This window comes from Pseudobutyrivibrio xylanivorans (assembly GCF_008935055.1).
In the GTDB taxonomy this organism is placed as follows: Bacteria; Bacillota; Clostridia; order Lachnospirales; family Lachnospiraceae; genus Pseudobutyrivibrio; species Pseudobutyrivibrio xylanivorans_A.
This window is the reverse complement of sequence record NZ_CP043028.1, coordinates 1,548,605-1,571,817: the sequence shown is the minus strand read 5'-3', so window position 1 is coordinate 1,571,817 and position 23,213 is coordinate 1,548,605. Positions and strand designations below refer to the sequence as shown.

General features: G+C 41.9%; 18 protein-coding genes. 15 read left to right on the top strand and 3 right to left on the bottom strand.

All coding sequences use genetic code 11. The features are described from left to right. Positions 1 to 57 precede the first annotated feature (57 nt). The 6 genes from FXF36_RS07135 (at position 58) to FXF36_RS07110 (ending at position 7,446) form a co-directional block, all read left to right on the top strand. Complete coding sequence (locus FXF36_RS07135; RefSeq protein ID WP_167511317.1) at positions 58 to 1,071, top strand: phosphatidylinositol-specific phospholipase C domain-containing protein; 1,014 nt, start codon at positions 58 to 60, stop codon at positions 1,069 to 1,071. A gap of 14 nt (positions 1,072 to 1,085) precedes the next feature. After that, the gene (locus FXF36_RS07130) at positions 1,086 to 1,337 is read left to right on the top strand and encodes a hypothetical protein (protein WP_151623126.1); all 252 of its coding nucleotides are present in this window, start codon (positions 1,086 to 1,088) and stop codon (positions 1,335 to 1,337) included. 106 nt (positions 1,338 to 1,443) lie between these two features. After that, the gene (locus tag FXF36_RS07125; RefSeq protein ID WP_151623125.1) at positions 1,444 to 3,444 is read left to right on the top strand and encodes a methyl-accepting chemotaxis protein; all 2,001 of its coding nucleotides are present in this window, start codon (positions 1,444 to 1,446) and stop codon (positions 3,442 to 3,444) included. Positions 3,445 to 3,459: 15 nt separating this feature from the next. Then, complete coding sequence (locus tag FXF36_RS07120; RefSeq protein ID WP_151623124.1) at positions 3,460 to 4,458, top strand: substrate-binding domain-containing protein; 999 nt, start codon at positions 3,460 to 3,462, stop codon at positions 4,456 to 4,458. A gap of 243 nt (positions 4,459 to 4,701) precedes the next feature. Next, entirely contained in the window at positions 4,702 to 5,604 is a 903-nt protein-coding gene (locus FXF36_RS07115) for a nucleoside/nucleotide kinase family protein (RefSeq protein ID WP_151623123.1), read from the top strand. A gap of 195 nt (positions 5,605 to 5,799) precedes the next feature. After that, positions 5,800 to 7,446, top strand: a complete 1,647-nt coding sequence (locus FXF36_RS07110) for an alpha-amylase family protein (RefSeq protein WP_151623122.1) — start codon at positions 5,800 to 5,802, stop codon at positions 7,444 to 7,446. Between the two features lie 124 nt (positions 7,447 to 7,570). Here the strand turns inward: FXF36_RS07110 and FXF36_RS07105 are convergent, their stop codons facing one another. Next, complete coding sequence (locus FXF36_RS07105; RefSeq protein WP_151623121.1) at positions 7,571 to 8,020, bottom strand: CYTH domain-containing protein; 450 nt, start codon at positions 8,018 to 8,020, stop codon at positions 7,571 to 7,573. Positions 8,021 to 8,192: 172 nt separating this feature from the next. Between FXF36_RS07105 and efp the strand changes: the two genes are divergently transcribed. From efp to FXF36_RS07075, 6 genes are all read left to right on the top strand, one after another. Further along, positions 8,193 to 8,750, top strand: coding sequence for an elongation factor P (gene efp / locus FXF36_RS07100; protein ID WP_151623120.1), 558 nt, complete (start codon positions 8,193 to 8,195; stop codon positions 8,748 to 8,750). Between the two features lie 38 nt (positions 8,751 to 8,788). After that, on the top strand, positions 8,789 to 8,989 hold the full coding sequence (locus tag FXF36_RS07095; RefSeq protein WP_151623119.1) for a hypothetical protein: 201 nt from the start codon (positions 8,789 to 8,791) through the stop codon (positions 8,987 to 8,989). A gap of 191 nt (positions 8,990 to 9,180) precedes the next feature. Further along, entirely contained in the window at positions 9,181 to 10,326 is a 1,146-nt protein-coding gene (locus FXF36_RS07090; protein WP_151623118.1) for an FprA family A-type flavoprotein, read from the top strand. A 102-nt stretch (positions 10,327 to 10,428) separates the two neighbouring features. Further along, positions 10,429 to 12,633 carry an alpha-galactosidase gene (locus tag FXF36_RS07085; protein WP_151623117.1) on the top strand — a complete coding sequence of 735 codons (2,205 nt, stop codon included), beginning with the start codon at positions 10,429 to 10,431 and terminating at the stop codon, positions 12,631 to 12,633. A 122-nt stretch (positions 12,634 to 12,755) separates the two neighbouring features. Beyond that, on the top strand, positions 12,756 to 14,717 hold the full coding sequence (locus FXF36_RS07080; RefSeq protein WP_151623116.1) for a glycoside hydrolase family 127 protein: 1,962 nt from the start codon (positions 12,756 to 12,758) through the stop codon (positions 14,715 to 14,717). A 73-nt stretch (positions 14,718 to 14,790) separates the two neighbouring features. Further along, positions 14,791 to 15,669 (top strand): aldose 1-epimerase family protein, encoded by an 879-nt coding sequence (locus tag FXF36_RS07075; RefSeq protein WP_151623115.1) that lies wholly within the window; start codon positions 14,791 to 14,793, stop codon positions 15,667 to 15,669. A 46-nt stretch (positions 15,670 to 15,715) separates the two neighbouring features. On the opposite strand, the gene FXF36_RS07070 is transcribed toward FXF36_RS07075, so the two are convergent. Continuing rightward, entirely contained in the window at positions 15,716 to 16,279 is a 564-nt protein-coding gene (locus FXF36_RS07070; RefSeq protein WP_151623114.1) for a DJ-1/PfpI family protein, read from the bottom strand. Between the two features lie 27 nt (positions 16,280 to 16,306). Next, positions 16,307 to 19,477, bottom strand: coding sequence for a pyruvate:ferredoxin (flavodoxin) oxidoreductase (gene nifJ / locus FXF36_RS07065; protein WP_167511316.1), 3,171 nt, complete (start codon positions 19,475 to 19,477; stop codon positions 16,307 to 16,309). Between the two features lie 231 nt (positions 19,478 to 19,708). Between nifJ and FXF36_RS07060 the strand changes: the two genes are divergently transcribed. Genes FXF36_RS07060 through FXF36_RS07050 form a run of 3 tightly spaced genes read left to right on the top strand, consistent with a single transcriptional unit; the run spans position 19,709 to position 23,197 of the window. Then, on the top strand, positions 19,709 to 20,083 hold the full coding sequence (locus FXF36_RS07060) for a BMC domain-containing protein (protein ID WP_151623112.1): 375 nt from the start codon (positions 19,709 to 19,711) through the stop codon (positions 20,081 to 20,083). An 11-nt stretch (positions 20,084 to 20,094) separates the two neighbouring features. Then, positions 20,095 to 20,562 carry a EutP/PduV family microcompartment system protein gene (locus FXF36_RS07055; RefSeq protein ID WP_151623111.1) on the top strand — a complete coding sequence of 156 codons (468 nt, stop codon included), beginning with the start codon at positions 20,095 to 20,097 and terminating at the stop codon, positions 20,560 to 20,562. Between the two features lie 13 nt (positions 20,563 to 20,575). Continuing rightward, on the top strand, positions 20,576 to 23,197 hold the full coding sequence (locus FXF36_RS07050; protein WP_151623110.1) for a glycyl radical protein: 2,622 nt from the start codon (positions 20,576 to 20,578) through the stop codon (positions 23,195 to 23,197). Positions 23,198 to 23,213 lie beyond the last annotated feature (16 nt).

The following is a 23,213-nucleotide window of genomic DNA, read 5'->3' as shown; positions in this document are numbered from 1 at the left end:
ATGGTAAAATATACATATCAAACTTACTCAAAATGATGACGGGGGAGGATGTATCACATGGACAAAGGGCGATTATTTAGAATAATATGTGGCATAATGATGGCTATTATTGTGGGAATCCTTGTGATATTATTCGTTAGCGACGACGATTCACCAGTTGATGTGGCTGTGGATTTGGACAAGCCATATTCTGACACTGCTGAGTGGATGAGCAATCTTTCGGACGATGTATATTTGTCCCAGATTACTATTCCAGGCACTCATAATAGCTGCTCAAGGAATGTGGTTTTGGGCTATGCAATGAGATGCCAGAAGACAAGCCTGACAGAGCAGTTGGAAAATGGTTACCGCTATCTTGATTTTAGAATTGCAATTGACGAGACAGAAGAAGGAAACACTCTTAAGACAGTTCATAAATTCGCAAACTGCCATGTTTCTGGCAGCATTTTCTCGGATTATTTGTATTTTAATGATGCAATAGCAGATGTTTACAAGTTCTTGCAGGAGCACCCTCAGGAGACAGTTGTGGTGAATATCAAGATAGAGGATGATGAGCACTCTGTTGCAGATGTTCAGAAGCTTTTACTTGCTGAAATTAAGTCAAACAAGGATTATTGGTACACAGAAAACGAGATTCCAACACTTGGAGATGCAAGAGGTCGAATTGTTCTTGCAACCAGATTTGAGGATGCTACAGCTTCAGAGACAACTGGGATTAATATGATTTGGAATGAGCAAGACAACACTACTCCAGCAGATATTCCTTACGAGCTCTATGTACAAAATGGCGTTAGACTCTGGGTTCAGGACAGATATAAGTATTCAGTAGAGGATAAATACGAGGCCGTTGTGGATGGCCTTGAAAACTGCGAAGCAGATGAAAACACTCTGTTTCTTAACTTCGTAAGCACAAGTGGAGATGGTCCGGTGGGACACCCATATGGCTACGCCAAGACTTTGAATTCTCTTTTGATGGAGTATGAATTAAAGAGCGAAACCAGCTATGGCACAATCATTGTAGATTTTGGAACAGCTGATTTGGCTAGACATATATATTATTCGAATTTCTAATGGAGGTTGTAATTATGGGAAATGTGAATGATGAAGGAGAAATTAATCCAATTCTCTTAGAGTTTTTGGATACAGACAATTTTGAGGAGAAGTACAAGATTCTTGTTGCTACGCCAGTGATGGATTTTGACAATTTGTTAATCGATAACATGGCATCCTCAATTGATGTGGTTATCGAGGATGGGGACCTTGAGACACGAGTTCAAGATTTGAAGAACTGCGTGCGAACTCGCTCTAGATACGAGTCTTTAAGATTAAGACGATAATGTAAATTTTTTACGAAAATTTAGTGAACGACGACAAATTTTGCCATGAACGTTTTAAAATGGTAAGTAACTTATTTGTTGGTATTATTACTGAGGAGAAAGTGCCATGGCAAAAGAGAAGTCGTCGAAAAAATATGCAAAAATCAAAAACAAGCTAATTGTTCTGTTGTTGCCAGTAGTTATCATTGCTGTATTGGTTCTGGTTTTTATTTCAGGATGGGTATCACGTAACAGCATGAGAAAGATGGCTACAGAGCAGCTCAATTCTTCTATCTCCAACCAGGGCGATAATATCGAATCTTGGTTGAAAAAGAATCTTGAGAATTTCTCTACGGCAAAGCATGTCATCGAGACGGGCAATCTAGACGAAGAAAGTATTCAGACTATGCTGAATGCTTTCTATGGCTATAATTCAAACTGCCCTGAAGGTATGTATATTGCCACCACTTCAGGTAAATTCTACAAAGCAGATAAATCAGAAAAAGCTGTGTCAAATCCTCAGGCAGAACCATGGTTCGCTCAAGGTTTGACCAGAATTAATATGAATTATGGCGCTGCATATACTAATGCTAACGGCGAGAACGTTATTAGTGCATCTGGTATTCTTATGGATGGCAGCGATGAGATAAAGATTATCAGCGCAGATCTTACACTTGAGCAGATTTCAATCATTGTAAACTCAGGTGTAAAGATGGACCAAGCCGCGTCCTTCCTTATCGATACATATAGCAATACAATTCTTGCGCATCGTGATGATGCAAGAGTAAACACTGTGCTTACAGAAAACGATTCTGATAAGCTCATGGCTGGTATTGCAAAAAGACTTAATGATGCAGATTATACTTCCTGTGAAATTGAAGGTCATCAGGTAGCCTTTAGATCAATTGCTGGTACAGAGTGGTATCTGGTATCTTACATTAGTAATGATGTTATTCTTGCAGATGTTTACCGCCTCATTAATATCCTTGTAGCAATTGGTTTAGCAGCAGCAATCATTATTGTAATTCTTATTAACGTGCTTGTAAGTCGTGTTATTGCACCTCTTAGTGGTATTACTCAGAACATCGCTGATATGTCTGAGGGTGATTTCACAATTAAGGTTAGTAAGGATAGCAACGATGAGATTGGTCTTATGGGAAGCAAGGTTTCAGAGTTCGTTGAATCTATGAGACGAATGCTTTCATCTATCAATGAGGAATCTGAGCGCCTGAAAGAGCAGTCAGATAACTCTGATAGAGTTTCAAAGGATATGTTTAATGCATCACGTTCACAGGCAGATGCAATGCAGAATCTGAATTCAACTGTAGATCAGCTTGCTATTGCTGTTAATGAGATTGCAGAAAATGCAACTACCCTAGCCATGGTAGTATCGGATACACGTGAGAATTCTAATCAGGCAAACGAGAGCATGAAGGAGACTGTAGAAATCTCAAAGAAGGGTCGTTCCGATATGGAACAGCTCTCACGTGCTATGGGAGGAATCAAAAATTCCAACGACGAGCTGGTTAATTCTATTAATGATGTTGGAAAAGCATCAGAGGAAATCACCAAGATTGTAGGACTTATTTCCGAGATTGCAGAGGAGACCAACCTGCTTTCACTGAATGCTTCCATCGAGGCAGCTCGTGCAGGTGAGGCCGGTAAGGGCTTCGCGGTAGTAGCTAGTGAAATCGGAAAGCTGGCACAGAATTCTTCAGCAAGTGCAGAAAAGATTTCAAATCTTATTGGAGATGTTCAGAAGGCAATCGACAGTGTAGTTTCTCAGGCTGAGATAAGCGCCAAGGAAATTGACGCCAACAGCGATTTGATTCACACAGCAGTAGATACCTTCAATCAGATTTACCAGAACATTGAAAGATCTAATGAGCTTATAGACGAGATGATTCGTGGTGTTCAGAAGGTTGACGATGTTGCTGGTAACATGGCAGCTATCTCAGAGGAGCAGGCAGCCAGTGCAGACGAGATTCTTGAAACCTCACGTAACATGGTTGAACAGGCTAACAGCATTACCCAGAGCAGCCAGGATGTGGCAGACAATTCACATGAGTTGGCTAATACATCCCAGAAGCTTACAGGATATGTTCAGCAGTTTAAGATTGATGGTTAGGAGGTGAAAGAGATTATGAAGGCTAATGGAAATTATAAAAAATTGTTAGTAATCCTTCTGACGGTGATTCTTACTGCTGGAGTTATTCTTGCGGGATGTGGTAGCTCGTCAGGTGGCGGTGGAAGTGCTGGAGGTAAAAAGTTCTTATACTCAGGACCACCTTCTGATACATTTAAACAGCTTTTGATGGATAATATTGCAGCAGCTGGTTCAGCAGCAGGGGTCACAGTTGATTTCGGAGAACCATGTGAGTCAGTAAAAGCACAGGTTGATCAGTTCAAGCAGGCAGTTTCAGCAGGTTATGATGCAATTATCTGCCTTCCTGTAGATAGATCTACAGCCCTTCAGCTGGAGACAGTTGCAGGGGATTTGCCAATTATCTATGTAAATGCCTGCCCAGATGAGCAGTTTTTGAAGGAAAATAAATACATAGCTGTAAGTAGTTATGAGATGAATGCAGGTGAGTATCAGGCTGAGTATGTATGGAATAAGCTTGGAAAACCAAGCAGCATGAATATAGTAATTCTTCGTGGAGAGCTTACTCATAACGCATCTGTACAGCGTTCTGTATCAGTAAAGAATTGGCTGAGAAAGAACGGCGTTGAGCTTAACGTAGTATTCGACGATACAGCAAACTGGAGTGTTGACGAAGCTGCAGATGTTATGAATCTTGTAATGAAGATAGGTCAGCCATTTGATTGCGTATTCTGCAATAATGACGATATGGCTATTGGTGCTTGCCATGCACTGAAGGCTAAAGGCTATGATTTAAACAAGGTTCCTGTTGTTGGTGTAGATGCTACAACAGCTGGATGCCAGTCCATTGTTGATGGCGAAATGCAGTTTACAGTATATCAGTCGGCAAAGGGACAGGGTGAAAAAGCCATTGAAACAGCGATTGCGTTAACAACAAAAGGAAGTGCTGATGGTATCGAAGGATTATCTGAGGATGGTTTCTACGTATGGGTTCCATTCGAGAAAGTCGATGCGACGAATGTAAAGGACTACATGTAATTCTTATATGAGCTCTGTAGCTATCAAGCTCTTGGTGTTACTGAAAGGAACATTCTAAAGTGACTGGAAGTAATACCAAGGCTTGAGAGTGTAACAGAGCTGGCTAGGATGCTTGTAAAATATAACAACTTTTTCGTCACTTTATATAAAGATAAAAAAAGGAGTACCCGGCTCCTTTTTTTTCTTGTATACTGTTAGCGTGTTGTTTATATCAAATTTCATTATAATAGGAGGATTATTATTATGGCTATTGATCTTAAACAATACAAAGATATTCCACATGGCGATATGCCAGGTGACAAGGTAGAAATCGGCGAGGAGCATGTTAAAAAGGCTCAGCTCATCATGGAGTCCCTCAAGGGAATGCTTGATGAGGTAATCGCAAAGGATGGAAAGGCAGTTATCACAGTTTGTGGTGGCTCAGGAGTTGGCAAATCAGAGACCGCATCTCTTTTAAGCTACTTCCTTAACGAGCAGGGCATTGGTGCTTACACTATGTCAGGCGACAACTATCCTAGACGAATTCCTATGTACAATGACGCAGAGCGACTCCGCATCTTCCGCACCGCAGGCGTTAGAGGCTTAGTGAAGGCTGGCGAGGGTACAATGGAGCACTTCGACACTATCAGAAAGTGGCAGCAGGAGGAGACTGATGCAGACCGCAGTCACGTATCAGAGAATCCATGGGCAGCTTCTTACATCGACGCAGGACGTAAGGGGCTTGAAGGATACCTTGGAACAACCAACGAAATCGACTTTGATGAAGTATCTAGTATTGTAAAGGCTTTCAAGTCTGGCCAGAATAAAATCTACCTTAAGAGGATGGGTAGAACCGACTCTGAACTTTGGTATGAAGAGGTTGATTTTTCAACAATTAAAGTTCTAGTTATTGAATGGACACACGGCAACAGTGACCACTATGAGGGAGTGGATATTCCAATTCTTCTCAACAGTACTCCAGAGGAGACTCTTGCTCACCGCAGAGCACGTAATCGCGATGGAAAGACTGACAGTGCGTTCACAATGTTAGTTCTCGAACTCGAGCAGAATCTTTTAGCGTCACAGGCGCACAAAGCGAAGATTATACTTTCTAAGGCTGGCGAATTGCTTTCATTTGACCAGTATAAAGAACTTATGAATAAGTAAATGATTTTTTAGATTTATTATTTTTAGTGAGGCAGTAGGCATCAAGCTATTTTGACAACCTGTAGCTATCTAGCTCTGTCCAATACTCAAGCGAAACATGTCGTTGAGCGGAGTATGGGCAGGCTTGAGAGCGTAACAGGTTGGAAAGGTCTTGTAGCCGTAACTGCCGGACTATGGGTTTAATGGAGGTATAATATGAGCAATGGACCTATGTTAAATGCCTATCCAGATTCCATGGGCGGAACCTTGGATGACATTGTAAAGGCTTTAAAGAAGGAAGAGCTTAAGGACACATTCGAGTCTTTTTATATTCTTCCAAGCATTTTTAATACAGACTTAGACAGAGGGTTCTCTGTTATTGATTACGGCATCAATGAGGAGCTTGGTAGCCGTCAGGCTATTGAGGACATCAAGGGAATGGACATTGATCTTAAGCTTGATTTCATTCTCAACCATGCATCTGTATTATCAAAAGAGTTTCAGGACATTATCAAGAATGGAGAAAAGTCCAAATATAAAGATTTCTTTATTGACTGGAACAAATTCTGGGAGGGCTGCGGCCAGATGACCGAGGCTGGTTATATCCAGCCAGATGAGAAATATATCAAGGATATGTTTTTCAGAAAGCCTGGTTTACCAATTCTTATGGTAAGATTCCCAGATGGGAGAAATGTACCATATTGGAATACATTCTATCAGGAGGTTCGCTACAAGAATCTTGAAGCAGAAGACCTGATGGAGGCAATGGATATCCAGTATGTGGCAGCACAGAGATTAGCTCAGTGCGTTAACTCTCAGATTTCTGAGGGTTGTGCAGTGGCTGATTTGCAGCTTGGTAAGTATGACAAATATCGTGCACAGGTGGTTGAACTTCTTGAGAGCAGCCGCAGATACTTAGGCCAGATGGATTTGAACATCAAATCTCCATTGGTTTGGGAATTCTACGAGAACACTCTTAAGACACTATCATCTTATGGTGCAAAGATTGTTCGTCTTGATGCATTTGCATACGCTCCTAAGGAGCCAGGCGAGAAGAACTTCTTGAACGACCCAGGAACATGGGATTTGCTTCAGAAGGTTCGTGAGTTAGCTGACAAGAATGGGGTTACACTCCTTCCTGAAATTCACGCTAGCTACGGAGAGAAGATTTATGAGCTTGTGGCAAATAAGGGCTACATGACATACGATTTCTTCCTTCCAGGACTTCTCATCTACGCAATTGAAAAGAACGATCCTACAATCCTTGTAAATTGGGCTAAGGAGCTTGTGGACAATGATATTCGCGTTGTAAACATGCTTGGTTGCCACGATGGTATTCCACTTCTCGACCTTAAGGGACTTATCCCAGAGGAAGAGATTCAGTCACTTATCGATACACTTGTTGCACGTGGCGGATTTGTAAAGGATCTTCACGGTGCAAAGAACATGTACTATCAGGTAAATGCCACATATTACAGTGCACTTGGTGAGGATGATAAGAAGATGCTCTTCGCTAGAGCAATTCAGATGTTCATGCCAGGTAAGCCACAGGTATGGTACCTTGATTTGTTTGCAGGAAAGAATGACCACGAAGCAGTTGCAAGAGCAGGTGCAGGCGGCCACAAAGAAATCAACAGAACAAACCTTTCTATGGAGCAAATTGAATCACAGCTCCAGAAGGAAGTTGTAAAGAAACAAATCGAGCTTTTACAGCTTAGAAAATCTCATCCAGCTTTTGGATTTGACAGCAAGCTTAGCATCGATACTGAAGGTTCAGTGGTAACCTTTACATGGAGTAAAGGAACTGACACCATTACTCTTAAGGCTGATTTTAGCACTTATGAGTACCAGATAATCAAATAATAATGAGGAGAGCCCTTGTTACGGTCTCAAGCCTTAGTATTGCACCGTTCGACTGCATGTCTCACTATGCAACACTAAGAGCTAGATACCTACAAGAGCTCTTTTTTTATGGTACTCATAAGTGTTAAGATAACGGATTGCCGAAAATCATACGTGAGTTATGATAGCGAGGGTCTTCGGTTACGTCCTGGCCAAACCAATCTGGAGCAACGAATGAGTTTGCTTCTTCGATAGATGAAAATTCTACTTCGGCCATAATCAGGCCTTCCATATGCCCTTCGAATACATCAAGTTCTATGGTGTATTTATCGAGAGGAATGAGATAGCGACGTTTTGTAATTGGATAGCCGTCGATTTTTTCACGAAGGTGTTCATAGGCTTCCTTGGTGAGGGCGGCTTCAATTTCTTCTCTGGCCATAAGTCCTCCACCCTTGTAGGTGAGGATGTAGGCATCGTTCTTTTTTCGGATTCTAACGACAGGCTGGGTGGAAAGGTACCCCTGCTCGATATCAACATAATTGTATTTTGATAAATCTGGTAATTCTTTTATTAAAAATTTTCTTTCTATTTCCATGTGTTTCACCTCTTGTCTACAATGGTAGCATAGTGTCTAAAATTATAAATGTCTTGAAATGATTGCAATTGTGAGGTAAAATACTGTATACGAGTGTGGCCTAGGGCCAGTTGATTTTAGTATTAAATGTGTGAAAGGTAGATGTTTCACACCTGTTAAGGAGGATTTTATAATGATTACAGCCGGTGATTTCAGAAACGGTATGACAATCGAGATGGACAATAAGGTTTATCAGGTTATCGAGTTCCAGCACGTAAAGCCAGGTAAGGGTGCAGCTTTCGTTCGTACAAAGCTTAAGGATATCAAGGGTGGCGGTGTTACAGAAACATCTTTCCGTCCTACAGAGAAGTTCCCAGCAGCACGTATCGATCGTAAGGATATGCAGTACCTTTACAATGATGGTGAGCTTTACAACTTCATGGATGTTGAGACATACGATCAGGTTGCTCTTACAGCAGATCAGATTGGTGATGCTCTTAAGTTCGTTAAGGAGAACGAAGTTGTTAAGATGCTTTCACACAACGGTTCTATTTTCTCAGTTGAGCCACCTATGTTCGTAGAGCTTCAGATTACAGATACAGAGCCAGGTTTCAAGGGCGATACAGCTACTGGTGCTACAAAGCCAGCTACAGTTGAGACAGGTGCTGTTGTATACGTTCCACTTTTCGTTGAGAACGGCGAGACAATCAAAATCGATACAAGAACAGGCGAGTACTTATCACGCGTTTAATCTTGTTCGGCAGGAGAGTTTTTTAAAGAGAGATAGTTATGGATTATAGAGAATACCCGCTTTCAAAGTTGTTACAGAACAGGAAGATATTTGCAGTTTTTGATGAAGAGTTTCAGAAGGGCACATGGCTCGACGTTACAGCTCTTCTTGGAAGCGACAGCACGATTAATCAGCTTTATCGTGATGGCACAGTGCCTCGCGAGACACTTGATACAATCGTACAGCGTCTCTCTAAATAATCTACATATCGCGCAAATCAAGACCTTTGGCTACGCCAAGGGTCTTTTTTTACGCCGTAACATTTGCTAATATAATCGTAGTGTACAAATATTTTGTAGCATATCTAGTATTTAAGTGAGCTGGTAGGCATCAAGCCTTCGATAAGGCTTGTGGCCGTAACCAGCGGACTTGATAATAGGAGGGTAGGAGAATGACAGAGGCAATTAAATACATAGGTTGTGACGACAAAGATTTAGATTTATTTGAGAGCCAGTATGAAGTCCCAAATGGCGTTTCATACAATTCGTATGTGATTTTGGATGACAAGGTGGCAATTATGGATTCTGTGGACCCAAGAGTTACAGATGAATGGCTTGCAAATCTGGAGGGAGCGCTAGGAGGCCGTAAGCCAGATTATCTTGTGGTACAGCATATGGAACCAGATCACTCAGGTTCAATAAAAGCTTTTCTGGAAAAATATCCAGAGACTGCTGTTGTGGGAAATGCAAAGACCTTCGCCATGCTTGGACAGTTTATGGAGGCTCCCCTTTTTGAGAATAGAAAGCATGTAGTTGCTGAAGGTGAAAGCTTGGAGCTTGGTAAGCATACACTTTCATTCTATATGGCTCCGATGGTTCATTGGCCAGAGGTTATGGTTACTTACGAGTCCACAGAGAAGGTGCTTTTCTCAGCAGATGCATTTGGAAAGTTTGGAACCCTTGATGTGGATGAGACATGGATAGATGAAGCTCGTAGATATTATTTGAATATTGTGGGTAAGTATGGAGTTCAGGTACAGGGCTTGTTGAAAAAAGCAGCAGCGCTTGATATCAAGGAAATTGCTCCACTTCATGGCCCAGTACTTACAGAGAATTTGGAATACTATATCGATTTGTATAATACATGGAGCACCTATAAGCCAGAGGTGGAAGGGGTACTTGTGGCATGCGCTTCTATTCACGGAAATACAAAGAATGCAGCGCTTAAGATTTGGGAGCATTTGAAGGATGCAGATGTAAATACTACGTTTATCGACTTGACCAGAGAGCCAGTATCAGAGGCTGTAGCTCAGGCTTTCCGCTTTGATAAGATGGTTTGCTGCGCATGTACTTATGATGGAGGATTGTTCCCGCCTATGGATGATTTCCTTCATCATCTGACTGCAAAGGCTTATCAGAATCGTAAGGTTGCATTTGTAGAAAATGGAACTTGGGCGCCTCAGGCAGCAGGAAAGATGAAAGCAATTCTTGAGCCGATGAAGAATCTGGAGTTTATGGAGCCAGTGGTTAGCATTAAGTCTACTCTCAATACTGAGAGTGAGGCTAAGCTACAAGAACTTATAGAAGTATTAAAGTAAGTCACATTTTGACATATATTTAGACAATAAAAGCAAGAGCGCATGAAGATTTTTCATTTATAATATGACTCAACATTTACTTGAAAACTAATGGAGGCAGCAATGGGAGTCAAGATATTTGAAAAGGAAAAGCAGTTCCATCTGTTTAATTCAAAGATTAGTTATTTAATTGGCGAGTGCCGCGATGGTGAAATCGGTCAAATATATTTTGGAAAACGTATAAACGAAAATCAGATTATTCTAGGATATCAGACCTTGGCAGGCAGACCATATTGTAATCCTGCTGAATATGATGAGAGTTATACCAAAGAGCTGGCGTGTTTGGAGTATCCTGCGTTTGGTAATGGGGACATGCGTGGCTCTGCCTACGAGATTCGCCAAGCTAATGGCTCGAGAGTTACAAATCTTGTTTACAAATCACACGTTGTCTATGAGGGAAAGAAGCCTATTCCAGGTCTTCCTGCCAGCTACGTAAATACGGATTCAGAAGCTACAACACTGGAGATAAGATGCGTTGATGAGGTGGCAAAGGTTGAGGTGACCCTTTACTACACAATCTTTGAGGATTATTCAATCATTACTCGTCACGTAAGCTTTAAAAATGTTGGCAACGAGGAAGTGAAGCTAACAAAAGCCCTTAGTTGCTGTATCGATTTGCCAGACCATGAGTATGACTTGATGCAGTTTGAAGGAGCCTGGGGACGAGAGCGTTATCCACATGTGCGTTCAATTGAAAAGGGAATTATCTCTATCGAGAGTATGCGTGGTCACTCAAGTGCAAACTTCAATCCATTTGTGATTATGAAGCGCAGGAATACAGATGAATTCCAGGGCGAGGCAATAGGAATACATCTTGTCTACAGTGGCAACTTTATTGCCAAGGCAGAGGTGGATAACTTCGATAAGCTTCGTTTTACCATGGGGATAAACCCCAATTGGTTTGTATGGCCTCTTGATAAAGGCGAGGTGTTTGATACACCAGAGGTTATTATTTCCTACACTAAGGAAGGCTTGAACGACCTTAGCCAGAACATACACAAGTTCATGAACAATAACCTTGTTCGCTCACCATATAAGAACAAACCAAGACCAATCCTTCTAAATAATTGGGAAGCTACAGAGATGAACTTCGATGAGGGGAAAATCATTAATATAGCAAAGAAGGGAAAAGAGGCTGGCATCGAATTATTTGTCCTTGATGATGGCTGGTTTGGAAAGCGTAATGACGACCGTGCTGGGCTTGGAGATTGGTTTGCAAACACGGATAAGTTGCCTGATGGAATTACAGGTCTTGCTAAAAAGATAAATGATTTGGGAATGGATTTTGGTCTCTGGATTGAACCTGAGATGGTGAATCCGGATTCAGATCTTTACAGAGCACATCCTGATTGGGTACTTGCTGTCCCAGATAGAAGACGTACTCTCGGACGTCATCAGATGGTCTTAGATTTCTCAAAGCCAGAGGTTGTGGACAATGTTTATTATCATCTTTACGATATTATTTCCACAGCAAATATCAGCTATATCAAGTGGGACATGAACCGCTCAATCACAGAGTGCTTTAGCCAGGGCGTGGCACCTGAATATCAGGGAATGGTTTATCACAAATATATCCTTGGAGTATACAGTCTGTACGAGAGATTGATAAAAGACTTCCCTCATATCCTCTTTGAGTCATGCGCAAGTGGCGGAGGAAGATTTGATGCAGGCATGCTGTATTATGCGCCTCAGGCATGGTGCTCAGACGATACAGATGGTCACGAGCGTGTGAAGATTCAGTATGGTACTAGCTATGGCTATCCACTGGTATCAATGGGATCTCATGTATCTGCCTCACCTAATGGACAGACAGGGCGAGTGATGGCAATTAATGACAGGGCAAATATTGCATATTTTGGAACCTTCGGATATGAGCTTGATTTAAACGAGGTATCAGAAGAGGACTTTGAGCAGGTTAAAAATCAGGTGGTATTCATGAAGAAATACCGAGGTCTTTTCCAGTATGGGACCCTATATCGCCTTCAGTCCCCATTCGAGAAAAACTATGCAAGCTGGATGGTCGTCTCAGAAGATAAAAAGCAGGCGATAGTTGTAATGTACAAGGGCCTTAATACACAAAACACTGAAGTGGAGTATATAAAGCTTCAGGGATTGGAGCCAGATACGGTTTACACAATCAATGACAATGAGAAGATGTACGGTGATTTCCTGATGGAACGAGGCCTTGGAACGCTGGGCTGGAACGAGCCATGGTATAGGTCAGGCAAAGATTTCACATCTCGGATGTTCATTCTGAATGCAGAATAATATGTAAAGGCTTATTGAAAATAATTTAGAAAAACCTATAATATTATCAGGGGCTGGAGTAAGACATCTCCAGCCCTATTTGTATATTAAAGGTATTGAACCTAAGGAAAAGGGGGAAGAAAATGTCTAGTAAAGTGAATATTACATCAGCTTTTTGGGGAAGATATAGGCAGCTGGTGCGTACAGAAATGATTCCTTTTCAGTGGAATGTGCTGAATGACACAGCAGGTATTACCATTGAAAAAGAGAGACTTAATGATGAAGGTATTCCAAGTGAAAAAAGCCATGCGATGGAAAACTTTAGGATTGCAGCAGGCCGAACAAAGGGAACACATTATGGATGGACTTTTCAGGATAGTGATGTGTACAAGTGGCTTGAAGCGGTAGCATATTCTCTTCGCGAGAAAATGGATCCAGAGCTTGAGGCAAAGGCCCATGAGGTGATTGATTTAATTGCTGAGGCACAGGAGCCAGATGGATACCTAGATACATACTTTTCAATTCTTGGCTTGCAGTATCGGTACAAGAGTCTTGCAGGCAGCCATGAGCTCTATTGTATGGGACATTTTATTGAGGCAGCGGTAGCATATTTTGAGGCTACTGGAAATGAGAAGGTTCTAGCAGTTGCAAAGAAAGCTGCTGATAACATTGATGAGAATTTTGGCCCAGATGAAGGCAAAATTCATGGTTATGATGGTCATGAAGAAATCGAAATAGGTTTGCTTCGTCTGTATCATTCAACTGGAGAAAAGCGTTATCTTAAGCTAGCGAAATATTTCTTAATGGAGCGTGGTAAGCATCCAAACTTTTTCAAGGAGCAGGCAGCTGTATATGATGGACCTAATGCATTGTCTGGAATAGAAAAGGCACCTAATACATATTTTCAAAATCATAAGCCAGTGCTTGAGATGGATACTGCTGAGGGACATGCGGTTAGAGTGGTTTATTTATGTACAGCACTTGCTGATTTGGCTGCCACAACAGGTGATAAGGAAGTATATGAGGCATGTAAGCGTCTTTGGAACAACATAACAAGAAAGCGTATGTATATCACAGGTGGCATTGGCTCTACAGTAAATGGAGAGTCCTTCACTTTGGACTATGACCTTCCAAACGATACTATGTATTGCGAGACTTGTGCAGCAGTGGGACTGATATTCTTTGCAAGACAGATGCTTAGAATAGAGCCTAAGGCAGAGTATGCTGAGGTGATGGAACGCGCATTATATAACTGTGCACTTGCAGGAATGGCTCTGGATGGAAAGCATTTCTTTTATGTAAATCCACTTGAAGTGAATCCGCTAAAGTCGAAGCTTGATCCTACAAAAAGTCACGTTAAACCAGTTCGACCATCATGGCTTGGATGCGCATGCTGTCCACCGAATCTGGCTAGGCTTCTTACATCATTAGATGATTACGTATATACGGTATCTGAAAATACTATACTTGTGAATCTGTATATGGATTCGGACTCAACTATAGAATTACCAAATGGAAGAGTAAAGATAAAGCAGGAGACAAGATTTCCGTGGGATAATGAAGCGAGGGTTATTGTAAAGAATGATACTGATTCGCATATACGAATTGGAATAAGACTTCCTGGATGGGCCGATAATACATTGGTAGGTGCGATAGGAAATATGGAGATAGGTGATGTGGAGTCTGGGTATCAGTACTTTACAGTAGAGCCAAGCTGTGAGTGCAGTGCAGGATTAACATTTGAAATTCCTATCAGAAGAAACTATGCCAGCCCATTAGTCTCAGAGGATGTTGGTAAGGTGGCTATATCGAAAGGTCCATTTATCTATTGCCTTGAGGGGGCGGATAATGGTATCGATTTGAATACTATAAGCTTGCCAGAGACTGCAGAATTAAAATATGCATACGAAGATAATTTGCTTGGTGGAGTGGGCGTGATAACCGCAGAGGGCAGACGAACTAAAGCATCAGAAGAAGCTGAGACTGAGGGATTATATTTAAATGTAAAACCAAAAACCGAACCAGCATCTCTTAAATTCATTCCATACTATGCATGGGCTAATCGTGGTGAAAATGAAATGCTTGTTTGGCTTCGTGAAAGTTAAGTATAAATTATGTCAGAACTTTCCAAGATAAATATGATATGATAATTCTATCAAAAGGATAGGAGAGAAAGTTATGGCAGTGCATATTATAGAAAATGACAAGATAAAATTGACAGTGGAGGAGCACGGGGCAGAGATTCGTTCCCTTATCAGAAAGGCTGATGGTGCAGAGCTTATGTGGCAGGCAGACAGTGCATTCTGGGGAAGAACATCGCCTGTTCTTTTCCCACTTGTAGGAAACTATTTTGAAAAGAAATCAGTTTATGCTGGAAAAACTTATGAGATGGGACAGCACGGATTTGCCCGCGATATGGATTTCGAATTGGTTAGCAAGACAGAGGACGAGCTGACCTTTGAGCTTAAAGATAATGAGGCTACTCATGAGAAGTACCCATTTGCATTTATCCTTGAAATTGGTTATAAGCTTGATGGTGGAAAGGTAGCTGTTAAGTGGACAGTAAAGAACACCAATGTTGAGACAATGTATTTCTCAATTGGAGGACATCCAGCATTTAATTGTGACCTTGATACATACACACTTAGATTTGAAAAGAATGGTGAAGCAAATGCTTGTGTAAAGGCTAATATCATCGCAAATGATGGTAGCGGATGCCTCTCAACAAAGCAGGAGCATCATCCACTTAATAATGGAATTCTTAAAATGTCTGATGAGCTTTTCAGCCAGGATGCGCTTATTTTTGAGGACGAGCAGTCAGATGCTGTTACACTTGTTGATTCTGAGGGCAAGGATGTTCTTACAGTTACATGCCCAACACCACTCTTTGGAGTATGGTCACCAGTTGGTAAGCATGCACCATTTGTTTGCATTGAGCCTTGGTGTGGACGCTGTGATAGAGTTGGCTTCAACCAAAAGCTTGAGGAGCGTGAGTATGGAAACAGCCTTGCAGCAGGCGAAAAGTTCGAAGCTGGATATGAGATTATTGTAAAGTAAAAAAAGCCGGTAGATGACCGGCTTGTAAGTTAAAGTTATAAAATATTTATGTCAGCAATAGTGATACAAATTGCTGCATTAATGCATACACTCCAGGCCAGGCGGGAGCGGTGACAAGATTGCCGTCGGTAAATGCCTGGTCGGCAGGAAGTTCAATGTAGTGGCCACCGGCCATGGTAACTTCCGGAGCAACAGCTGGATAACAAGTGAGGTTACGGCCGCGGACCAAGTCTGCGGCCGTAAGTATTTGTATACCGTGGCAGATGGCGGCCACAGGCTTACATGCTTTAACAAAATAGCTCACGAGATTAATTACTCTTGAATCAAGGCGCAAGTACTCCGGCGCCCTTCCACCAGTGATGTACAAGCCATCATATTCTGAAAGATTAAGAGTAGCAAAATCTTTATTAAGCTCAAACTGATGCCCCTCAGTCTCACGATATGTTGCATCACCTAGGAAGTCATGGATGGCAGTTTTGATTTTTTCACCAGCTTGTTTGTCAGGTGCAACACAATCTACTTCTATACAGGCAAACTTCAATATCTGATAAGGTATCATTACTTCATAATCTTCTGCATAGTCTCCAAGAAGCATCAATACTTTTTTCATTGCATAATCCTTTCTAGAAAATTAATTTTATAGAAATCTTTTCTCGTTATTCGTAAATACGGAATAATCTTTGTTAGGCATAGATGAATCCAATTGGAATGGCTCCATTCCTTTAGCGGCCAATCTAGGATCATAGCGGAAAAGCTTCCAGTGACCAGTGGCAACAGCCAGGGCCTGCTCATCCTGAGAATGAGCCATAGTGGATTTGATTCCATGGGCAATGCAAGGGCAGTACGCAAAGATAATAGATGGACCAGGATAGCTCTCAGCCTCCATCATAGCTTTTATACACTGGTTCATATCTGCGCCCATGGCCACGGAAGCCACATACACATCACCATGTGAGATGAAACGCTCGGTCAAATTTATCTTAGACGATTTTTTCCCAGAGGTAGCAAATTTTACCTTGGCTCCAGTTGGAGTTGCGCCAGAGAGTTGCCCGCCAGTATTTGAGTAAACTTCAGTGTCAAAGACCAAAACATTGATATCTACACCCTTGGAAAGCACGTGCTCTAAACCGCCATATCCAATATCATATGCCCAACCATCTCCTCCGAAAATCCAGTGGGATTTTTTTTCGGTCTTGAAAGTCTTAGTTAGTATTTCATCAGCCTTTAGCATGCCAAATCCAAACTCTGCCGCGTCTTCAAATAAAGAATTAGACCAGGCAGGCCCTTTGCCAGAGTAGGCAGAAGCATAGGCTGGATATGGTGCTGAGTTGCCCCAAATTGAGGAGCAGCCTGTAGCGTTTGCAATATACATTCGCTCACCAAAGAGTTGGGTGAGTAGCTTTGCATAAGGTGTTTCACCGCAGCCACCGCAGGCTCCGGAAAACTCAAGTAATGGCTTTTGAAATTGACTTCCCTTAACAGAATGCACGCGAAATTTTTTTGAAATATCTGTTTTTGGAGGTAACGAAGCACAATAATCAAATGCCATTTGGTTTTCTTTAGCCTGCGCCAATGGCTTTAGTGTAAGTGCATGACCATGGTTTGGGCACACACTTAGACAACTGGCACAGCCAGTACAGTCCATAACTGAAACATTTATCGAAAAGTTGTATTTTTCTAATCCATTTAAAGCTGCATATTTCAGTCCATCAGGTGCATCCGAGCACTCCTCTTTAGAAAGTGCGAATGGTCTGATGGCGGCATGAGGGCACACGAAAGAACAGTGATTACATTGAATGCACTGATTAGGGGTCCATACTGGAACATACTTTGCCAGTCCTGGTTTTACTAAAGCAGAACAGCCCCTTTGACTTTTGCCATTTGCGGAATTTAAGTATGCGGAAACAGGCGGTTCTGCCTTATCCTGATTATTGAAAGAATTATCGTTCCATTTATTATTAAGATTGAAATCCATCTTTACTATTGAGCTACAACCTAATTCAATAGCTTTTAGATTTTTATTCAAAACAGAGTTATTATCGCCATAACTTATACTAGTCTGATTGGCAAGAAGCATACTAAAATCATCAGCAGGCATTATCTGCGCCAAATGCATAAAGGCGGCAATGCACATGATATTGATATGAGGGCCAAGCCCTATTTTTTTGCTAAGCCCATCTGCATCTATCGTATATACGAATATTTTTTTATCGACTAAAGCTTTGCATATTTCAAGTGGTAGTCTGGTAGTTAATTCATCAGCAGAATAATCACAATTAACCAAAAGCTTTCCACCGACAGCTAATTCAGAAACGATAGCAGGCTGGTTTTTCAAATCTTCAAAATGCATACAAACGGCAAAATGAGTTTGACGAACTAAATAAGGTGCACGGATAGGCTTTGTACCAATACGAAGGTGGGAAATAGTCAGTCCACCAGTTTTTCTGGAGTCATATTCAGAGTAAAGCTGTGGATAAAGCTCTGTATTATCACCGATAATTCTCGCAATATTCTTGCAGCCACTTATGGTGCCATCACCACCACGGCCCCAGAATTTACAGCATATATTAGAACCGGAAAAATCTACGTTATCATTAACTTCAATTGAATCAAGTGACAGAAGAGTTACATCATCCTTTATCCCAATAGTAAATTCTTTCTTAATTCTATTTTCAAAAACAGCAATAAGCTGCTCAGGAGTAGTATCCTTAGAAGCTAATCCATATCGACCATGGAACACAGCAACACCGGCGAACCTTGAATTATTGAGGGCACTGAGCACATCCAGATACAAAGGCTCACCTGCACCGCCAGGCTCCTTGGTTCTGTCCAACACACTAATCTGCCTTACGGTGTCTGGCAGACAATCTATAAAATCCAAACCTGAAAATGGTCTGTACAATCTGACCTTGCACACACCAACCTTGGAACCCTGTCTATTCATATAATCAACAACAGAGCAGAGAGTTTCGCAGACAGAACCCATTGCAACAACCACGTGCTCTGCATCCTTAGCGCCATAATAATTAAAAGGCGCATAGCTTGTGCCTAACTTCGTATTTACGATATTCATTTTTGCTTTCACGGTTTCAGGCATAAGCATATAAGAAAGATTGCTGGCCTCTCTTGTCTGGAAAAACACATCAGGATTTTGCGCGCTTCCCATTATTACATCATGGTCTGGATGCAATGAATTATCTCTGAAATCCTTGAGTGCGACTGAATCAAAAAAGTCCTTTAAAGCCTCTTTTGACCAGCATTCAATTTTCTGAGTTTCATGGGATGTTCTAAAACCATCAAAGAAAAAAATGACAGGAAGACGTCCTGCCAAAGCCGAAGCATGAGCCACAGGCGCAAGGTCCATAACCTCCTGAACGCTTGAAGCGCAAAGGATGGCAGCGCCAGTTTGTCTCATGGCATAAATATCAGAATGATCCCCAAAGATAGAAAGGGCATGAGTTGCTACAGTGCGGGATGCAACATAGAAAACACCAGGGAGACGCTCAGCTGCAATCTTATACATATTTGGCAGCATCAAAAGAAGCCCCTGAGAAGAGGTGAAGGTAGAGGCAAGTGCGCCACAGGCAAGCGCGCCGTGCATGGCACCAGCCACTCCGGCCTCAGACTGCATCTGGCAAACCTCTACCTTTTCATCTAAGAGATTTGTTTTATTTTCAGAAGACCATTTCTCCACCTTCTCAGCCATAGAGGTAGAAGGAGTAATTGGATATATAAAAGCCGCCTCAGTGAACTGGTAGGCTACTAGAGCAGCGGCCTCATTTCCATCTATAGTCATTGTTTCCCGCATAACAATCCCCCTCATATCAAACCTAATGTGTCTATAGGTATTTATAAAAATATACGAAAATCCTCAACTTAAAAAGATTCTTTTCAGACATAAAAAGGTAAAAAACAAACTTGTGTCCAAAGTGTGAATTTTACCCAAAGATGTCTGAAAAAACTCTGTCGAGTGAAAAGTGAAATTTGTTAATCTTAATAAACAAACCAAGGAAAATTTTGGGGGAAAGGAGGAAAGTGTATGGATTTCGGACAGTTCGGCGGAACTGATTTAGCACGAATTATACAGGAAACTGTACCAGGAAAGCAGATCACAATGGCGCATGTAATCTCAAGTCCTAACCCACTGATTTATCAGAAACTTGGGTTGGACCCAACGGTAGATTACAACAAAGCAGCCATCGGTGTAATGACCATTACTCCAAGTGAAACTGCAATCATAGCAGCGGACATTGCTATGAAGCGTGCAAAAATCGATATAGGTTTTATTGACCGATTTAGTGGAACATTAATTGTCACAGGAAAAATCGCCGATGTGTCCACGGCATGGGAAGCTGTACTCATGTATACAAAGCAGAAAATGGGATTTTCGGTTTGTGAAATCACCAAGGCGTAACCGGAACAGATATGAAGAAGATAATTCTAGTGGGCCGAACAGGTACTGGCAAAACTACCCTGACGCAGGCTCTGAAGGGGAAGAGAATTTACTACCATAAGACACAATACGTTAATCACTACGACGTAATTATAGATACGCCGGGAGAATATTGTGAGAACAGAACACTGGCCAACGGCATCATCATATATGCCTACGAGGCTGATGTGGTAGGACTTATGATGAGCTCCACAGAAGACTATTCCGTTTACAGTCCCAATATTGTATCGCTCTCAACCAGAGATGTGATAGGGATAGTCACAAAGATAAACGATGAAGGAGCAAGGCCAGATTTGGCAGAACAATGGTTACGTTTGGCAGGCTGCAAAACAATATTTTTTGTTGATTCAGTTAAAGGAGAAGGTATAGCTGAAATTTTCATGTACCTCAAGGAAGAGGGAGACAGACTGCCATGGGAAGAAGAAGGACAAAATTTTTAAGGAGGGTAATTAAATGATAGAAAAAGGTTTTAGCCAACCTACCGATCGAATTAAGAGATTGGCAAATGTCATCGTAACTGCTTTTCCAGAAGTTGAAGCTGAAAGAGCAGTGCTTGCGACAGAAGCTTACAAAGAGACAGAGGGGCTGTCTAATGTAATGCGTCGCGCAAAGGTAGCTGAAAAATTATTCACACAGCTGCCAGTTACAATTCGTGATGACGAATTGATTGTTGGTTCACTGACAGTTCATCCACGTTCATGTCAAATCACACCAGAGTATTCTTACGACTGGGTTGAAGCTGAGTTTGACACAATGGAGACACGAATGGCTGACCCATTCAAGATTCCAAAGGATGTTGCTGCAAAGCTTCATGATGCATTCCTTTATTGGCCAGGAAAAACTGTAAGTGATCTTGCAACTTCTTACATGTCTGAGGAGACAAAGGATTGCCAGGCTAACGGAGTATTTACAGTTGGTAACTACTACTACGGCGGCGTTGGTCACGTTTGCGTTGACTACGGCAAGGTAATCACAAAGGGCTTCCGCGGTGTTATCGAAGAGGTTGTTGCTGCAATGGAGAAAATGGACCGCATGGATCCAAGCTACATGAAGAAGCAGCAGTTCTACAACGCAGTAATTATTACTTACACAGCTGCTATTAAGTTTGCACATCGTTATGCAGACAAGGCTCGTGAGATGGCTGCAGTAGAAATGAATCCTACAAGAAAAGCTGAGCTCCTTCAGATTGCTTCTAACTGTGACAGAGTTCCAGAGTATGGCGCAACAAACTTCTATGAGGCTTGCCAGTCATTCTGGTTCGTTCAGTTAATGCTTCAGATTGAGTCAAGCGGACACTCAATTTCTCCTGGACGTTTTGATACATATATGTATCCATTCTATAGAGATGACAAGACTATCACTAAGGATTTTGCTCAGGAGCTTATCGATTGTATCTGGGTAAAACTTAATGATTTAAATAAGACAAGAGATGCTATTTCTGATCAGGCATTCGCAGGATATGCAATCTTCCAGAACCTTGGAGTTGGTGGTCAGGACGAGTGTGGACGTGATATCACAAACGACATCTCATACATGTGTATGGAGGCTTGTGCCCATGTTCGTCTTCCAGCACCTTCATTCTCAATCCGTGTACATGAAAATACACCTGATGAGTTCCTTTACAGAGCATGTGAGCTTGCTCGCTTAGGACTTGGTGTTCCTGCTATGTACAATGATGAGGTTATCATTCCTGCACTTGTAAACCGTGGCGTTAAGCTTGAGGATGCAAGAAACTACTGTATCATCGGTTGCGTTGAGCCACAGTGCCCACACAAGACAGAGGGATGGCATGATGCAGCATTCTTCAACGTAGCAAAGGTTATGGAAATCACCATGAACAACGGTCGCGTTGGTGGAAAGCAGCTGGGACCTGTTACAGGTGAGATGAAGGATTGGACAAGCATCGAAGACTTCTTCACAGCATTCAAGAAGCAGATGGAATACTTCGTATATCATCTCGTTGAAGCTGATAATGCAGTTGATTTGGCTCATATGGAAAGAGACCAGTTACCATTCCTTTCAGCACTTGTTGATGATTGTATTGGAAGAGGTATGACTGTTGAGGAAGGTGGAGCAATCTATAACTTCACAGGCCCTCAGGCATTCGGTGTTGTTGATGTTGGTGATTCAGCATACGCAATGCAGAAGCATGTATTTGAAAACAAGGAAATCACAGTTGCTCAGCTTAAGGAAGCTCTTGATCACAACTTTGGTTATCCAGTTGACAGCTCAACTCAGGCAGAGAAGGCATTTGATGCAGCTCGTGCAGCAGGCGGAGTTACTCCAGCAGCTACATTTAACACATCAAGCTGTGGTCAGTCTGATGAGCAGAAGGTATACGAAATCGTTAAGAGAATTCTCTCAAGCAACGGTTCTGTAGATCTTGCATCAGTAACAAATGAAGTTAACAGAAATCTTGGCTCATGCGCAGCTCCTTCAGGAAACGTTGATTACTTTGCAATCAAGCGTCTCATGGAGAAGACAGAGTGGTACGGAAACGATATTGATGAGACAGATTATGTTTCAGCAAGAGTTGCACGTATCTACAGTGCAGAGGTTGAGAAATATACAAATCCTCGTGGAGGACAGTTCCAGGCAGGTTGCTACCCAGTATCTGCTAACGTTCTCTTCGGTAAGGATGTAGCAGCTCTTCCTGATGGACGTCTTGCAACAACTCCTCTTGCAGACGGTGTTTCACCAAGAGCAGGTAAAGATACAAGCGGCCCTACCGCAGCTACAAACTCTGTTGCTAAGCTTGATCATGAGTATTTCTCAAATGGTACTCTTTACAATCAGAAGTTCACACCATCAGCAGTTGCAGGTGATGAGGGCTTACAGAACTTTGCAGCAGTTGTTCGAAGCTACTTCGATCACAAGGGCATGCATGTACAGTTCAACGTAATTGATAGGCAGACTCTTATTGATGCACAGCAGCATCCAGAGCTCCATAAGGATCTTGTAGTACGTGTTGCAGGTTACAGTGCTCACTTCGTAACTCTTGCAAAGGAAGTACAGGACAACATTATCGAGCGTACTGAGCACAACTTCAGTGGAGGCTGTGGCTGTGGCCATTAATATCTGCAGATAGGAG

Coding starts and splice junctions, on each gene's coding strand:
- FXF36_RS07120 (WP_151623124.1), top strand. CDS start 3,460: ATGAAGGCTAATGGAAATTATAAAAAATTGTTAGTAATCCTTCTGACG.
- FXF36_RS07110 (WP_151623122.1), top strand. CDS start 5,800: ATGAGCAATGGACCTATGTTAAATGCCTATCCAGATTCCATGGGCGGA.
- FXF36_RS07055 (WP_151623111.1), top strand. CDS start 20,095: ATGAAGAAGATAATTCTAGTGGGCCGAACAGGTACTGGCAAAACTACC.
- FXF36_RS07075 (WP_151623115.1), top strand. CDS start 14,791: ATGGCAGTGCATATTATAGAAAATGACAAGATAAAATTGACAGTGGAG.
- FXF36_RS07115 (WP_151623123.1), top strand. CDS start 4,702: ATGGCTATTGATCTTAAACAATACAAAGATATTCCACATGGCGATATG.
- FXF36_RS07125 (WP_151623125.1), top strand. CDS start 1,444: ATGGCAAAAGAGAAGTCGTCGAAAAAATATGCAAAAATCAAAAACAAG.
- efp (WP_151623120.1), top strand. CDS start 8,193: ATGATTACAGCCGGTGATTTCAGAAACGGTATGACAATCGAGATGGAC.
- FXF36_RS07060 (WP_151623112.1), top strand. CDS start 19,709: ATGGATTTCGGACAGTTCGGCGGAACTGATTTAGCACGAATTATACAG.
- nifJ (WP_167511316.1), bottom strand. CDS start 19,477: ATGCGGGAAACAATGACTATAGATGGAAATGAGGCCGCTGCTCTAGTA.
- FXF36_RS07070 (WP_151623114.1), bottom strand. CDS start 16,279: ATGAAAAAAGTATTGATGCTTCTTGGAGACTATGCAGAAGATTATGAA.
- FXF36_RS07090 (WP_151623118.1), top strand. CDS start 9,181: ATGACAGAGGCAATTAAATACATAGGTTGTGACGACAAAGATTTAGAT.
- FXF36_RS07105 (WP_151623121.1), bottom strand. CDS start 8,020: ATGGAAATAGAAAGAAAATTTTTAATAAAAGAATTACCAGATTTATCA.
- FXF36_RS07085 (WP_151623117.1), top strand. CDS start 10,429: ATGGGAGTCAAGATATTTGAAAAGGAAAAGCAGTTCCATCTGTTTAAT.
- FXF36_RS07080 (WP_151623116.1), top strand. CDS start 12,756: ATGTCTAGTAAAGTGAATATTACATCAGCTTTTTGGGGAAGATATAGG.
- FXF36_RS07135 (WP_167511317.1), top strand. CDS start 58: ATGGACAAAGGGCGATTATTTAGAATAATATGTGGCATAATGATGGCT.
- FXF36_RS07095 (WP_151623119.1), top strand. CDS start 8,789: ATGGATTATAGAGAATACCCGCTTTCAAAGTTGTTACAGAACAGGAAG.
- FXF36_RS07130 (WP_151623126.1), top strand. CDS start 1,086: ATGGGAAATGTGAATGATGAAGGAGAAATTAATCCAATTCTCTTAGAG.
- FXF36_RS07050 (WP_151623110.1), top strand. CDS start 20,576: ATGATAGAAAAAGGTTTTAGCCAACCTACCGATCGAATTAAGAGATTG.